General features: G+C 64.2%; 13 protein-coding genes. 6 read left to right on the top strand and 7 right to left on the bottom strand.

The genetic code is table 11. The annotated features are described in order from the left end of the window. The first annotated feature begins 6 nt into the window (after positions 1-6). Together HOLFODRAFT_RS0218395 and HOLFODRAFT_RS0218385 are read left to right on the top strand one after the other, a co-directional pair. Entirely contained in the window at positions 7-1,050 is a 1,044-nt protein-coding gene (locus HOLFODRAFT_RS0218395; protein WP_005034796.1) for a 3-deoxy-7-phosphoheptulonate synthase, read from the top strand. A 333-nt stretch (positions 1,051-1,383) separates the two neighbouring features. Continuing rightward, entirely contained in the window at positions 1,384-2,547 is a 1,164-nt protein-coding gene (locus HOLFODRAFT_RS0218385) for an ATP-binding protein (RefSeq protein WP_005034798.1), read from the top strand. A 57-nt stretch (positions 2,548-2,604) separates the two neighbouring features. Here the strand turns inward: HOLFODRAFT_RS0218385 and HOLFODRAFT_RS0218380 are convergent, their stop codons facing one another. The 3 genes from HOLFODRAFT_RS0218380 to HOLFODRAFT_RS23660 are packed head-to-tail and all read right to left on the bottom strand — an operon-like array spanning position 2,605 to position 5,262. Next, the gene (locus HOLFODRAFT_RS0218380; protein WP_005034801.1) at positions 2,605-3,036 is read right to left on the bottom strand and encodes an ACT domain-containing protein; all 432 of its coding nucleotides are present in this window, start codon (positions 3,034-3,036) and stop codon (positions 2,605-2,607) included. A gap of 8 nt (positions 3,037-3,044) precedes the next feature. Continuing rightward, positions 3,045-4,343 carry a phenylacetate--CoA ligase family protein gene (locus tag HOLFODRAFT_RS0218375; protein ID WP_005034804.1) on the bottom strand — a complete coding sequence of 433 codons (1,299 nt, stop codon included), beginning with the start codon at positions 4,341-4,343 and terminating at the stop codon, positions 3,045-3,047. Positions 4,344-4,377: 34 nt separating this feature from the next. Beyond that, the gene (locus HOLFODRAFT_RS23660; protein ID WP_005034806.1) at positions 4,378-5,262 is read right to left on the bottom strand and encodes a DUF3405 domain-containing protein; all 885 of its coding nucleotides are present in this window, start codon (positions 5,260-5,262) and stop codon (positions 4,378-4,380) included. On the opposite strand from HOLFODRAFT_RS23660, the gene HOLFODRAFT_RS0218365 reads away from it, so the two are divergent. After that, the gene (locus tag HOLFODRAFT_RS0218365) at positions 5,261-6,565 is read left to right on the top strand and encodes an aminotransferase-like domain-containing protein (RefSeq protein ID WP_211237990.1); all 1,305 of its coding nucleotides are present in this window, start codon (positions 5,261-5,263) and stop codon (positions 6,563-6,565) included. The two genes, HOLFODRAFT_RS23660 and HOLFODRAFT_RS0218365, sit on opposite strands and share 2 nt — an antisense overlap. Here the strand turns inward: HOLFODRAFT_RS0218365 and HOLFODRAFT_RS0218360 are convergent, their stop codons facing one another. Continuing rightward, complete coding sequence (locus HOLFODRAFT_RS0218360) at positions 6,566-7,738, bottom strand: GGDEF domain-containing protein (protein WP_005034809.1); 1,173 nt, start codon at positions 7,736-7,738, stop codon at positions 6,566-6,568. 209 nt (positions 7,739-7,947) lie between these two features. On the opposite strand from HOLFODRAFT_RS0218360, the gene HOLFODRAFT_RS0218355 reads away from it, so the two are divergent. Beyond that, positions 7,948-8,136 carry a 4-oxalocrotonate tautomerase gene (locus HOLFODRAFT_RS0218355; protein ID WP_005034811.1) on the top strand — a complete coding sequence of 63 codons (189 nt, stop codon included), beginning with the start codon at positions 7,948-7,950 and terminating at the stop codon, positions 8,134-8,136. 8 nt (positions 8,137-8,144) lie between these two features. Here the strand turns inward: HOLFODRAFT_RS0218355 and HOLFODRAFT_RS22320 are convergent, their stop codons facing one another. Continuing rightward, positions 8,145-10,583 carry an ATP-dependent DNA helicase gene (locus HOLFODRAFT_RS22320; protein WP_005034813.1) on the bottom strand — a complete coding sequence of 813 codons (2,439 nt, stop codon included), beginning with the start codon at positions 10,581-10,583 and terminating at the stop codon, positions 8,145-8,147. Between the two features lie 105 nt (positions 10,584-10,688). On the opposite strand from HOLFODRAFT_RS22320, the gene pepF reads away from it, so the two are divergent. Further along, positions 10,689-12,560 carry an oligoendopeptidase F gene (pepF, locus tag HOLFODRAFT_RS0218345; RefSeq protein ID WP_043487318.1) on the top strand — a complete coding sequence of 624 codons (1,872 nt, stop codon included), beginning with the start codon at positions 10,689-10,691 and terminating at the stop codon, positions 12,558-12,560. 10 nt (positions 12,561-12,570) lie between these two features. Beyond that, entirely contained in the window at positions 12,571-13,755 is a 1,185-nt protein-coding gene (locus tag HOLFODRAFT_RS0218340; RefSeq protein ID WP_005034817.1) for a multidrug effflux MFS transporter, read from the top strand. Here HOLFODRAFT_RS0218340 and HOLFODRAFT_RS0218335 read toward each other — a convergent pair. Continuing rightward, a complete protein-coding gene (locus HOLFODRAFT_RS0218335; RefSeq protein ID WP_005034819.1) occupies positions 13,752-14,021 on the bottom strand; it encodes a DUF2164 domain-containing protein in 270 nt (89 codons plus the stop codon). The genes HOLFODRAFT_RS0218340 and HOLFODRAFT_RS0218335 overlap by 4 nt on opposite strands. A 16-nt stretch (positions 14,022-14,037) precedes the next feature. Beyond that, entirely contained in the window at positions 14,038-14,475 is a 438-nt protein-coding gene (locus HOLFODRAFT_RS0218330; protein WP_005034821.1) for a UPF0158 family protein, read from the bottom strand. Positions 14,476-14,541: the final 66 nt, after the last annotated feature.

Here is a 14,541-nt window from a genome sequence, read left to right as displayed (position 1 = left end):
TGGGGCATGGGACAGATACAAGACCTGAACGTTCGCGAATTCGTGCGCCTCATGGCCCCCAGGGCCCTGAAGGCGGAGTTGCCCATCACGCCGGAGATCGAGGAGATGGTCGCCCGCAGCCGGGCTACCCTCTCCCGGATCCTGCGCCAGCAGGAGAAGCGCCTGCTGGTGGTGGTGGGGCCCTGTTCCATCCATGACCCCAAGGCTGCCCTGGAATACGCCCGGCGCCTGAATGCGCTGCGGGTGGAGCTGGCGGATCGCCTCGAGATCGTCATGCGGGTCTACTTCGAGAAGCCCCGGACCACCGTGGGCTGGAAGGGCCTGATCAACGATCCCCACCTGGATGGCACCCACGATATCGAGACCGGTCTGAAGATGGCCCGCCGTCTCCTCCTGGAGATCACGGCCATGGGGATGCCCGCCGCCACGGAGTTCCTGGACCCCTACGTGCCGCAGTACATCGATGACCTCATCTCCTGGGCCGCCATCGGGGCCCGCACCACGGAATCCCAGACCCATCGCGAACTGGCCAGCGGCCTCTCCATGCCCGTGGGCTTCAAGAACGCCACGGATGGCGGCCTCCAGGTGGCTGTGGATGCCATGCTCTCGGCCCGGGCCCCCCACAGCTTCCTGGGCATCGACCAGGACGGCTTCACCGCCATCGTCCGCACCACCGGCAATCCCGTGGGCCACGTGGTGCTCCGGGGGGGGCGGAGCCGTACCAACTTCGACCCCGCCAGCATCAAGGAGGCCGAGGCCAAGCTCACCCAGGCCGGTCTGCCCACGGGGCTCATGGTGGATTGCAGCCACGCCAATTCGCGGAAGCAGTTCGCCCAGCAGGAGGACGTCTGGGGCAGCCTCATCGGTCAGCGCCTCGCCGCCCCCAGCCCCGTCATCGGCGTGATGATCGAAAGCAACCTGGAGGAGGGCGCCCAGTCCATCCCCAAGAACCTAGCCCACCTGCGCCACGGCGTCTCCGTCACCGACGCCTGCGTCTCCTGGGAGACCACCGAGCGGATGCTTCGCTGGGGCTACGAGGCGCTGGGGTAGTTCACGACAGAGACCGGTTTATACGCATTCGCAAACAAAAGAAGAAATTCCACCACCAAGCAACCCCGCGCGGCGGGGTTGCTTGGTGGTGGAAGTGGCTTTTGAAGCTTTACGATTGATGGCAAACGGGTATAAGTCAATATATTTTATTTATGATATTTATCCTGCATATCCTGTTCGAAGAATTTCAACAGGATGTCCAGGATATGCAGGATAAAAGAAGAACAATGAGCTAAAGTATGCTTCATGTTTAATGATTGTAATGTTGAACGCCTGTATTTTATGATTTAAACAACATTGCAAATCATCCGGTTCTATTCCATATTTGCAAGGATGTTTGAGCGCCATCTCACTTCTCGACTCGTGGAGGCCCTGGGCGACAGCCCGGCGGTGGCTCTGCTGGGGCCGCGGCAGTCTGGCAAGACCACCCTGGCCCTGGAGGTGGGGGGAAGACTGGGGGCCATCTACCTGGACCTGGAGTCCGAGGCCGATCGAGCGAAGCTGGCTGAACCGGAACTGTACCTGAGTGGCCACTCGGATCGGCTCGTCATCCTGGACGAAGTCCACAGGGCTCCGGGACTCTTTCCCGTGTTGCGGGGCCTCATCGACCGTGGTCGGCGGGAGGGCAGGCGCACGGGTCGCTTCCTGCTGCTGGGCTCCGCCGCCCTGGACCTCCTCAAACAATCGGGGGAGACCTTGGCGGGGCGCATCGCCTTCCTTGAATTGGGACCCTTCAGCAGTCTGGAGATCACTTCCCTTCCCCAGGATGACCTCTGGACGCGGGGGGGCTTCCCGGAAAGCCTTCTGGCGGGGGATCCGGCCCGCAGCCTGCGCTGGCGGCAGGACTTCATCCGCACCTACCTGGAGCGGGACATCCCCCAGTTCGGCCCGCGCATTGCCGCGGAGACCCTGCGCCGTTTCTGGACCATGCTGGCCCACCACCAGGGGGGCATCCTCAACTCGGCCCAGTTCGCCCGCAACCTGGGGGTGGATGTGAAGACTGCCGTTGGCTACCTGGATCTCCTGGTGGACCTGCTCCTGGTGAGGCGACTGGCACCGTGGCACGGAACTATCGGGAAGCGCTTGGTGAAGTCCCCCAAGGTCTACGTGCGGGACAGCGGCCTGGTGCATGCCCTCCTGGGGATCCCCGATGTGGAGGGGTTGCTGGCTCATCCGGTCCTGGGCGCGAGCTGGGAGGGATTCGTCATCGAGAACCTCCTTGCTGCCGCATCGAATGCCGTGACGCCATTCTTCTACCGCTCCTCCGGAGGGGCAGAGGTGGATCTCGTGCTGGCCTGGCCCGATGGCACCCTCTGGGCCATCGAGATCAAACGCAGCCTATCCCCCAAGCTGGAGCGGGGCTTTCATGCGGCTTGCGGAGACCTCGACCCTGAACGCAGATTCGTGGTCTACCCCGGTTCGGAGCGCTATCCCGTAGCGGCGGGGGTCGAAGCTGTTTCTCTCCGCGAGTTGGCTCGGATGCTTCAGGACCGCTGAACGACCAGGACACCGGGAAGATGGATTCCTCCCGGTGTCCTGGTTGTGTGTGATTTTTTATTTATCGTGAATTTCCGACCTGGGCACGAGCTGGATGCCTTCTGCCAGCAGGGCGGTCTGGGCTGCATCGAGGTTCTCGAAGCGGAAGATCATGATGGAGTCCGCCTGGCCGGGGTTGGCGTAGGCATACATGTACTCGATGTTGAGCTGGTGCTTGCTGAAGGCCTCCATCAGGCGGAAGAGGGCTCCGGGCTTGTTCTCCACGACGATGGCCAGCACATCCGTCCGGGAGCAGGTGACGGATTCGGCCTTGAGGGCCTGGTAGGCCTCCTCTGGGCGGTCGACGATGAGGCGCAGGATGCCGAAGTCCGTGACCTCGGCGATGGTGAGGGTCTGGATGTTGATGTTGGCTTTGGCGAGGATTCCGAGGATTTCCTGAAGGCGGCCAGGGCGGTTCTCGGCGAAAACGGAGAGCTGGGTGATCTTCATGTCGGCTCCTACTTGCGCTTGTCGATGACCCGCTGGGCCTTGCCCTGGCTGCGGGCGATGCTGGAGGGCTCCGCCAGGGTGACCTTGGCGGAAATTCCGAGGACGCTACGGAAACGGTTGGTGATCCGGTCCCGGAGGGCGTTCATGACCTTGAGCTCGTCGGAGAAGATGGCCTCTTCGACCTCCACCATGACCTCGATGTCATCCATGGTGCCCTTGCGGTCCACGATGATCTGGTAGTGGGGCTCCACGCCCTCGATCTCCATGAGGATGGTCTCGATCTGGGAGGGGAAGACGTTGACGCCGCGGATGATGAGCATATCGTCGGAACGGCCCGTGACCTTGTCCATCTTGATGTGGGTCCGGCCGCAGGAGCAGACGTCCCGGTAGAGGCGCGTGATGTCCCGGGACCGGTAGCGGATCACGGGGCAGGCCTCCTTGGTGAGGGAGGTGTAGACGATCTCGCCCAGGCTCCCTTCGGGCAGGACCTCGCCGGTTTCGGGATCGATGATTTCCACCAGGAAGTGGTCTTCGAAGACGTGAAGGCCCTGCTTGGCGGAGCACTCGTTGGAGACGCCGGGACCCATGACCTCCGAAAGGCCGTAGATGTCATAGGCGTCGATGCCCATGCGGGTCTCGATCTCCTTGCGCATGGCTTCAGTCCAGGGCTCGGCGCCGAAGATGGCGCGGCGGAGCTTGCTCTTCTTGAAGTCGAAGTCCGGCATCTGCTTGGCCGCGAAGTCGATCATGTTGATGGCGTAGGAGGGGGTGCAGGCCAGCATGGTGGTGCCGTAGTCCCGGATCAGCATGAGCTGGCGATCGGTATTGCCTCCGGAGATGGGCACCGCAGTGGCGCCCAGCTTCTCCACGCCGTAGTGCAGTCCCAGGCCACCGGTGAAGAGGCCGTAGCCATAGGCCACCTGGACGATGTCCTCCTCCGTGGCTCCGCAGGCCGAGAGGCAGCGGGCGATGAGGGTGGCCCAGGTGTCCAGGTCCTGCCGGGTGTAGCCCACCACCGTGGCGTTGCCGGTGGTTCCCGAGGAGGAGTGAAGGCGCACCACGTCCTTCATGGGCTTGGCGAAGAGGCCGAAGGGAGAAGCCTCCCGCATCTCGTGCTTGGTCAGGAAGGGCACCCGGCGCAGATCGTCCAGGCTCTTCAACTGGTCGGGGTGGAAGCCCGCCGCGTCAAACTTGCGCTTGTAGACCGCATTGTTCTCGTAGGCATGGCGCACGGACCACTTGAGGCGTTCCAGCTGAAGTTCCTTCAGCTTGGTGACGGGCATGGATTCAAAGTCGGGATTGAACATGGGCGGTCCTGGAAGGCTTGGCGGAGGTTTCTGGCTACTGATGCTGATTATAGGGGAAATTTCGTGGTTGCACCGGCCTGCTCCACGGGATGGCCCAACACAGGAGGAATCTGATCCGGAGCATGAAGGAGCGCCTCTCCCGTTTCACCGGGTGGTAGATCATGTCGCTCTGCTCTCCCCAGGACGTGTGGGGCGGGCGGTAGCGATGGGTCCCAGCCTTGTCGAATCTGCCCTCTTGGGATGACTGGCACGCATACCAGGCGTTCCTGTTCTCTGCCCGGGTGAAACGGCCATCCCCTCCGAAGTCCTCGACCCGGAGTCCTCCGAGGGCCAGGACGGTGGGCAGCAGCGCCTCATAATGGCCGCCCCAGCCCTCCTGGAGCCGCTGCGCGATGAGTTCGAGGCCCCGCCTTGAGATCCGGAAAATGGGATCGAAAGAGGCCAGCCGGGCCTGGGGCGGAAGTTCATCTGTGCCGGTGGACAGGGTTGCCCACCAATACCAGTCGGGTTCCTCCTCATAGGTGCGCAGGTGGCTGGCCAGGAGGTCCGAGGGGTTGCTTCGGTGGTGGGCGAAGAAGCTGGACCAGGAGCCGGAAAACCGGACGTCGTACTCGATGAACCAGATGTGGTCGTAGGCCGGGTGCGCCACCATGAACCGGCAGAAGGCCAGATGGGCGTTGCCTGGGATGACCGTCTGGTGGGGGATCTGGGGATAGCGGCTGGCAAGCTCCAGGATGTCAAAAGCCTGGACCAGCTTCCGGAAGCGGTGGGGGATCCTGGCCGGGTCCTCGCAAAGGATGAAGAGGTCGCCGAAGGCCGAGGATTCGCGCCTCAGCTTTTCGAAGGCCGCCAGGATCTCCGGTGTGAACAGGTGGGTGAAGAACACGATGGCGGTTCGGGTTCCGGTACAGGAGCGCATGGTTATCAGGGAACTCCTTTGGCTGTTTGGCGAGGTGGGGTACCTGGGCGATGGCCTGCCGGGTAGACTGGAAGGCGGCTATTGGAAAGGTATCGCACTCATGATCCGGTTTTCGAATAACGTCTCCCTTCTCCGCACCTCCGAAATCCGGGATCTGATGAGCCTGGCCACGCGCCCCGACATGATCTCCTTTGCGGGCGGCATGCCTGGGAACGAGCTCTTCCCCACGGAGGAAGTGGACGAGATCTACAACAGCCTGCCCTTGGACCTCAAACGCACCGCCTTCCAATACGGCCCCACCCCCGGCTTCCCGCCCCTCCTGGGGGTGCTCAAGGAGTTCCTGCGGGCCAAGGGCTTGCCGGTGGACACCAACGAGCTCCTGATCACCACGGGTTCCCTGCAGGCCATCAACATCCTGGCCAAGGTATTCATCGATCCTGGGGACGTGGTCGTCACCGAAAACCCCTGCTTCATCGGCGCCATCTCCGCCTTCCAGTCTTTCCAGGGTCACCTCCACGGCATCGATATCGATGCGGATGGTGTCCTTCTGGATCCCCTGAAGGCCTTTCTTGCACAGTCCCGGGAGAAGGCTCCCAAGTTCTTCTACAGCACGCCCAACTTCCACAACCCGGCTGGCATCCTCTACAGCGAGGAGCGCAAGAATGGGCTGATCGAGGTCCTCAAGGAGCACCAGCTCCCCCTCATCGAGGACGACGCTTACGGCGATCTCTACTTTGACGAGGGGGCGGCCCGGACCGCGCGGCCCATGAAGGCGACCTACGACCAGGAACTGCCCATCTGCTACACCGGTTCCTTCTCCAAGATCCTGGGGCCCGGCTTCCGCCTCGGCTGGATGCTGGCCCCTCGGGAGGTCTATGAGAAGTGCGAGCTGATCAAGCAGTCCGACGACGCCTGCTCGCCCACCTTCACCCAGGTCCTGGCCTATGAGTTCGTCCGCAGCGGCCGTATCCACCCCTACGTCGCCAAGATGCGCGGAATCTACAAGCGCCGCAAAGACACCATGGTGGCGGCCATCCACCGCTACTTCCCGGAGGAGATCAAGTGGGTCGAGCCCCGGGGCGGCTTCTACATGTGGTGCGCCTGTCCCCCCGAGCTGGATCTCATGGCGGTCCTCCGGGCCAGCATCGAGAAGGGGGCCGTCTTCGTCATCGGCAAGACCTTCGACCCGAAGGGCACCGACAACTCCCACTTCCGCCTGGCCTATTCCCACACCCCCGAGGATAAGCTGGAGCGCGGCATCCAGATCATCGGCGAGGCGCTGAAAGACGCGCTGAGGAAGTAGCTATTCCTCAGCTACCCCCACTTGGTTGCGCCCGCCGCGCTTGGCGGCATAGAGGCCCTTGTCTGCGGAGACGACCAATTCGTCGGGTTTCTTGAATGCCTCCCGGCGTTCGGCCACTCCCAGACTGAGGCTTCCCCGCCATTCGCCGTCGCCCGCTGGCACACGCGTGGCGCTGACCTTGGCCCGCAGGTTCTCGGCCAGTGCCTTGGCGCCCTCCAGGTTGGTCTGGGGGCAGAGGACCAGGAATTCGTCACCCCCAAGGCGGCAGACCACATCCTCGCTTCGGGTGTTGCTGCTCAGGGTGCGGGCCAGCTCGCGGAGCACCGCGTCCCCGGCCTCGTGGCCGTAGGTGTCGTTGACCTGCTTGAATCCATCGGCATCGATCATGATGCAGGAGAAGGGGGTGCCATGTCGCAGGGACTCCGACCAGAACTGGCGGAGCCGCTCCCTGGCGTGCCTTCGATTGGGCAGGCCCGTCAGGACATCGGTCAGGGCGGCTTGGCGCAACTGCTCATTGGCATCGGCCAGTTCCGTGGTCAGCCGCCTGGATTCCGCCATCTCAGCGGCCAGTTTGCCCATGGCCTCCTGCAGGGCTTGGGTCCGCTCATCAACCCTTGCCTCGAGGGTCCTGTTCCATTGCATCAGCTCACTATTCCTATCCATGATCTGGTCGACCATGGCATTCAATGCCTTGAGGAGGGGGTCTGCGGCCCCTTCCCGGCTGTGGACCTCCAGGGCATAGGCTTCGCTGGGTGGTGTGCCCGCATGGATGGCAGCGATCTGCTTGGCCATGCCCTGATCGCGGCCGGTGATGTGGTAGACGAGCCAGTTTCCAAGGAAGGTCAGCAGGTGATGGGCGGTGGTGGGGGTGTCGAGGATGGCCTTCTGGTCCTGGGCAAGCGCTTGGATATAGGCCTGGTGCTCGTGCTTGTGCTTTTCGAGATGGCGAGGATCGATGCCGGCTTCCTCCATCAGACTCTCTTCGTCTGAGAAATGGCGGATGGCGTAGTCCATCAGCAGGCTGAAAACCCGCTCGAGTTCTGCCCTGGGGATCTCGTCCGATCTTGAGATCATTTCGGTGAACGCATTCATCTGGTCCACAAGCCAGTGGTGCTGATCATCCACCGAGGCGATTCCCGTCGCGAAACGGCTGTCCCATCCGAAAAATTCCATGGTGGCTCCAGGGGCTCGTGTGTGCTTCGCCCACACTATCACCACCGAAGAGGGCAATCCCATGCATCCGTACGGTCACCCGGATTGATGAGTTGTCATGGGTCGGCTTATGGCATCCAGAAGGGGCCGGGGGTTCTCTTATCCCGTTGACTCCCTGGCTTCCGGGGCCTAGTCTCAATCCCATTCCTAAAATCAATCAGGGAGGCGCTATGCCGATTGTTCAGGTCAATTTGATCGAGGGAAGGACACTCGAACAGAAAAGAAGGCTCGTCGCCGAGATCACCAATGCTGTCGTGAATTGTGTGGACGCGCCGCCGGACGCCGTGAAAGTCATCCTCAACGAGATGCCCCGGGAGAACTACGCCAGCGCCGGAGTGCTGTACGCAGATAAAAAGTAGGCCGCCGTTCACGCCCCCTCCCAGAAGGCCTGCACGTCCGCCAGGATGGAGGCGGACACCGCCTCCCGGGGATCCTGGAACCATGACTCGGGGAAGCAGCGGGCGAAGGCAGGTTCCAGGAAACGGCCATCCAGGAAGGCCAGGAGGCCCCGGTCCTCGGGGCCGCGGATGACCCGGCCGGCTGCCTGGATGGCCTTGGCCATGGCCGGATAGATGTAGGCGTAGGACTCTCCCTGGCCGTAGTGGCGGTCGAAGTAGGCCTTGAGGTGCTGGCGCTCCAGGTCGAAGGGGGGGATGGGTGGCCCCACCACCACGCAGCCGATGAGGGCCTCCCCCGGGAGATCGATGCCCTCGGAAAGGGAGCCCCCGAGGACTGCGAAGACCACCTGGTTGCGCTGGTCCCGGAAAGACTGGAGAAGCTCCTCCACTTCCTGGGGCTTGGCCCGACGGGGTTGGGCCCGCAGCTCGAAGCCCGGCAGCTCCACCTGGGCCAGGGTCTGCTCCAGGAAGGCGTAGCTGGGGAAGAAGATCAGGTAGTTGCCCGGCCGCAGGGGCAGGACCCGGGCCAGGAACTGGGCGATGCGGGGCACCGAGCGTTCGCGCTGACGGTAGAGGGTGGAGATCTGGGGCACCAGCAGGATCTTGCGGTGGTCCACCGGGAAGGGGGAGGCGACCTCGACCTTCCTGGTTCGCTTCTCGGGCAGGCCCGACAGGCGCTGGTAGTAGTCGAAGGGCTTGAGGGTGGCGGAGAAGAGCACGGCCCCAGCCAGTGGGCGGAAACGTTCCGCCAGATAGGCAGAGGCATCCATGCAGGTGAACTTCAGGCAGCCCTGGTCGGCTCCCTTGCCGGGGATCCAGGTGAGCAGGTGGGTCTCATCCCGATCCTGCAGGATGCCGCAGAAATCAGCCCAGAGTCGCATCAGATTCACCAGGGGGTGGGAGGGGGGCAGGTCCTTGCCCTTGGCCGCTGCCTTGGCCAGGAGCTTCCGGATGCGGACTTCCTCTGCCAGGAAGGCTTCGGTGTCCACTTCCAACACCCGGTGATCCCCTTGGTGGGCCTTCACCAGCTGCAGGCAGCGTTCGATCTGGGCCGGTGTTCCCCGGCCCAGGCCCTTCCGCTTCCGCTTCAGTTCCTCCAGCTCATCGAGCTCCAGGGCCGGTGAGAACCAATCTGCGGCCCGTCCCGGGAGGTTGTGGGCCTCGTCCAGGAGCAGGAGGTTCCGGGCTTCGGCCTCGGGAGTGCCGAAGAAGCGCACCAGGGTGGCCGAGGGGGAGAGGGCGTAGTTGTAATCCCCGATGATGACGTCGGCGTGGCGCGCGGCATCCAGGGAGAGCTCGAAGGGACAGAGCTGGTGGCGCTCCGCCTCCTCCCGGATGGCTTCGACATCGGCGCAGCCCAGCTCCTGGAGGTGCTCCAGGGCTCCGGACTCCGCAAGGCGGTCGTAGTAGCCCAGGGCCCGGGGGCAGGCCTCGGGGGTGCAGTGCAGCTCCTCCTGGGGGCAGACCCGCTCCTTGGCCCGGAGGGTGATGGAGCGCAGGGGGTGACCCGCCTCCCGCATGCGACGCAGGAAGGCCTCCGCTACTGCGTGCTGGCTGTTGCGGGGGGTGAGGTAGAAGACCCGCAGGTTCTCCGCCAGCGCCTTCTCCAGGGCCGGGTAGAGCACGGCGGCGGTCTTCCCCAGCCCCGTGGGGGCCTGGAGGAGGAGGCGCTGCTCGGTATCCAGGCCCCGCTTTACCAGCTCCATCAGGCGCACTTGTCCTGGGCGCGGAGCCGGGAAGGGGAAGTGCAGGGCCTCTCCCGTCACCCGACGCTCGGCGGCCCGGGCCAGGGCCCGCAGGTGGGCCTGGTGGAGGCCGTCCACCTGGGCTTCTACCCATGCGGAGAATGCCTCCGGATCGAAGGGAACCTCCACCAGACTCTCGCTCTCATCCAACAGGGAAACCACCCGCAAGCGGCAGGTCGGGATCTCTTCCCCCCGCTGGACCAGGATCCACGCATACATGCGGGCCTGCTGGGCGAAGGGGTGCAGGGGGTCGGCGGCCAGGCTCCGCAATAGGCCCGGGGCCTGGTAGGTGGTCTTGATCTCCTCCAGAATGGGCGGGATGTCCGGGCTTTGCCCGGATATCCCGTGGGGAGCGCGAGGGGGACGCAGAGCGAGCGCGGCGAGTGGGCGGTCCCCCTCGTTCTGGGTGGTTCCCGGGAGCAGGACATCCAGGCGCCCCCGCACCAGGCAGGTGAAGCCGGGCCGCTCGAAGCTCCACTGGAGGTGCTCCTCGCTCCTCAGTTCCGGCTGTTCCCGCCCCAGGCGCTTCTGGATCCTGGCGTGGAGCCGCGTTCCCTGCTGGGCCGCATCCTCCTGCAGCTGGAAGGAGAGCGATGCGTCCAGGCTGCCCGTGGGCACCAGGGGGGCAATGAAGTCGCGGACGGAGAGGGGGAGGAGGTGCATGGAGGCCAGATGCCCAAGGGGGCTGGCGGAAGAATACCGAAATCCAGGCCTTCGCCCGCTAACATCGTGGTGGGGGTAATCCTCCGCTTCTTTGGATTGATCGCCATGAGAACCCTGTCCCTACTCACCTGCCTCCTCAGTGTCAGCTCCTTCCTGGCCCCCGACGCCACCGCTGGCGAGCCGAAAAAGGCCGATCCCGCCTACGTCTGGGATCTCTCCCTCCTCTACAGGGACGAGGCGGTCTACAAGGCCTCCAAGGAGCACCTTGCCGAAGGATTGACCAGGATCGCCACTCTCCAGGGACACCTGGGGGACAGCCCCCAGGCCCTGGCGGATGCCCTGGACTATGTCTACGGCCTGCGCAAGGAGCTGATCCGCCTCAACACCTATGCCCATCTGGCCCATGACGAGAACACCAAGCTGACGCCCGGACTGGAGCGGAGCCAGGAGCTGGATCTGCTGGCCACGCGCTTCTCCCAGGCCCTGAGCTTCCTGCGTCCGGAGATCCTGGCGCTGGGCGAAACCCGCATCAAGGGCTTCCTGGCCCAGGAGCCCCGCCTGGCGGTCTACCGTTTCCCCCTGGAGGAGATCCTCCGCACCGCCCCCCACACCCTGGGGGCAGAGGCCGAGGGCGTCCTGTCGGCGGTGGGGCTCATCGCGGACACCCCTTCGAGTCTCTACGGCATCCTGGCCAACGCCGATATGCCCTGGCCCAGGATCAAGCTCTCGGACGGACAGGAGATCCTGCTGGACCAGTCTGCCTACACCAAATACCGGGCCTCCCAGGTGCGGGAGGACCGCGAGGCGGTCTTCCACGCCTTCTTCGGCAAGATCAAGGAGTTCGAGCGCTCCTTCGGGGTCGCCCTCTTCTCCCAGGTCAAGACCGACTGCTTCGAGTCCCAGGTCCGCAAGTATCCCAACACCCTGGCGGCGGCCCTGTCGGACAACAACATCCCCGAGGGGGTCTACCGCACCCTCATCGCGGAAGCCAACGCCAACCTGCCCACCCTCCACCGCTACTTCAAGCTCCGGGCGAAGATGCTCGGCCTGGAGGAGCTGCGCTACTCGGACATCTACCCCGCCATCGTCAAGACCGACCGCTGTTTCCCCTACCCGGAGGCCCAGGCCCTGGTCATCGAGGCCACCAAGCCCCTGGGGGCCACCTACACCCGGGACATCAGCCAGGCCCTCCAGGCCCGCTACACCCATGTCTATCCCCAGCTCGGCAAGCGTTCCGGGGCCTACATGAGCGGCAACGTCCACGACGGCAACCCCTTCGTGCTGATGAACTACAACGATGACTACGAATCCGTCAGCACCCTGGCCCACGAGTGGGGTCACGGCGTCCACTCGGTCCTGGCCAACCGCACCCAGCCCTTCCCCACGGCGGACTACAGCATCTTCACGGCGGAGATTGCCTCCACCCTGAACGAGGCCCTGCTCCTGGACCACATGCTGAAGGTGGCGAAATCCGACGACGAGAAGCTCTACTACCTGGGCAGTGCCCTGGAGGGGCTGCGGGGCACCTTCTTCCGGCAGACGATGTTCGCGGAGTTCGAGCTGGCCATCCACGAAGAGGTGGAGAAGGGCGGTGCCCTCTCCGGCGACAAGCTCACCCGGATCTATGGCGATCTCCTGAAGCGCTACCACGGCCACGACCAGGGCATTGTGAAGATCGACGACACGGTGACGGTGGAGTGGGCCTACATCCCGCACTTCTACTACAACTACTACGTCTACCAGTACGCCACCTCCATCGCCGCCTCCCAGGCCTTCGCCCTGAAGATCCAGAAGGGCGAGCCCAAGGCCGTGGAGACCTACCTGGGGCTCCTGAAGGCTGGTGGATCGGACCATCCCTATGATCTGGTGAAGCGGGCCGGGGTGGACCTCGCGACGCCCGCGCCTTATCGCGCCCTGGTGGCCCGGATGAATGTGATAATGGATCAGATCGAAGCCATTCTGGCTAAGAGGAAGTAGGGAGTCCGTTTTGCCGCAAGCCCAGCCCGGTCGCCGCACCCTGATTGTCCTGCTGGGTGGGCTTTCGGCCATCGCTCCCTTCTGCATCGATACCTACCTGCCGGCCTTCGGCGCCATCGCTTCGGGTCTGGGCACCACGGTGCCCAGGGTGGGGCTTTCGCTTTCCTCCTACTTCCTGGGCATCTGCCTGGGGCAGCTGGCCTACGGACCCGTCCTGGACCGCTTCGGGCGGAAGCGGCCCCTGCTGTGGGGCATGGCGACCCTGGTCGTCGCCTCGCTGGGCTGCGCCCTGGCGCCCAATATCGAAGTCCTGATCGTCTGGCGCTTCATTCAGGCCGTGGCGGGGTGCGCGGGCATGGTGGCCAGCCGGGCCCTGGTCATGGACTTCTTTCCCCTGGAGGCCAGCCGCATCTTCTCATCGCTGATGCTGGTGATGGGCGTGGCGCCGATCCTGGCGCCTTCCCTGGGCGGCTGGATGGGGATCCACTTCGGCTGGCGCTCCATCTTCCACTTCCACACCCTCCTGGCGCTTGGCCTGGCCCTGGCCTCCTGGCGCATCCTCCCAGGGGACCGCCGTGACGACACAAGCTTTTCCCTCCATCCCTGGAAGGTGCTGGCGGGCTACGGAGCGCTCTTCCGGGAGCGCACCTTCCTGTCCTACAGCATGGCTGGCAACTGGGGACTGGCGGGCCTTCTGGCCTACATCGCGGGCTCCCCTTTCGTTTACATGAAGCTCTTCGGCCTCTCCGAAGCGCAGTACGCCTGGGTCTTCGGACTCAATTCGGCCGCCCTGATCCTGGGGAGCCAGATCAATATCCCCCTGGTGAAGCGGATATCCGCGGAAAGGATCACCCGCGTCAGCCTGGTGGTCCAGTTCCTCCTCGCCCTTCTGCTGGCTCTGGCGGGAGGCTGGTTCGGGCTTCCTCCCCTGCCGTGCATGGGGCTGGTGGCCCTCTACCTCCTGACCCAGGGGATCGTGGCTCCCAACGCCTCAGCCCTCTCCCTGCAACCCTTCCGGCAGCAGGCCGGCAGTGCGGCGGCCCTCTCCGGGGCGCTCCAGATGGCCTTCAGCGCCCTGGCCTCGGCGCTGGTGGTCGGTTTCCACGACGGCACCCTCCGGCCCATGGCCATCGCCATGAGCGGCTGTACGGCGGTGGGGGTCCTCTTCCTCCTGGTGGCGCCCAAAAGGCCCTAGCGTCCCCGTCGGCCGCTGGACTGCTTCCAGTGGTTCCCCTCGTGGACGTAGCAGACGTTCTCGAGGTCGGCCACCTTCTCCTGCATGAAGGCCCGGGCGTCCTGGATGGCCTGGTTGTAGATGCTGGGGCCGATCTCCTCCAGGCAGAAGCGCAGGAACAGGGTGGCCTTGAGTTCGCCCGCATCCTCGCCGAACTCCTCCCGCATGTAGCGCCGGAGGGAGGTGATCAGCTTCTGCTCGGTGTCCTTGGTCAGCTTGATTTCCATCGGACCAGGATAGCCCCTAATCCCCCACGGCCCGCTGAATGGGCTCCAGGCCGTTGCGTCGGCACCATGCTCGGAGGGCGTTGGCGGTGACATCGGCTTCGAAGCGGAACCACTTGTCCAGGCAGCCGCGCTTCTCCATCAGCTGTTTGAAGCGCCGGTAGGAATCGTGCTGCTGGAAGAAGTTGGAGACGGTTCCGTAGTCATGGGGGAGCTGCTGGGCCACGAAGTCCAGCACCGTGTAGACCCCCAGCTCCAGGTCCTGGGCTCTGGGGAGCTCCAGGAAATGTTCAGCGTTCTCCCAATCCTCCGGGCGGTCATCCTCCAGCATCTCCTCTTCGGAAGCGAAGTAGATCCGCCCCGTCTCCCGGTTGACGTAGGCACGGTGCTCGTACTCGGCGCCCAGGTTGGCGAAGTCGTAAGCGTCTAGTAGATCCATCCAGGCCACTTGGGTCATGGACCCTCCCTGCTTCGGCAGATAGGGTAGGCCCAGGGCTGGATGAACGCAAAGGGGAATCCACCT

Source organism: Holophaga foetida DSM 6591 (genome assembly GCF_000242615.2).
In the GTDB taxonomy this organism is placed as follows: domain Bacteria; phylum Acidobacteriota; class Holophagae; order Holophagales; family Holophagaceae; genus Holophaga; species Holophaga foetida.
Note: the sequence above shows the minus strand (reverse complement) of the source record. Positions and strands in the feature narration are given on the sequence as shown.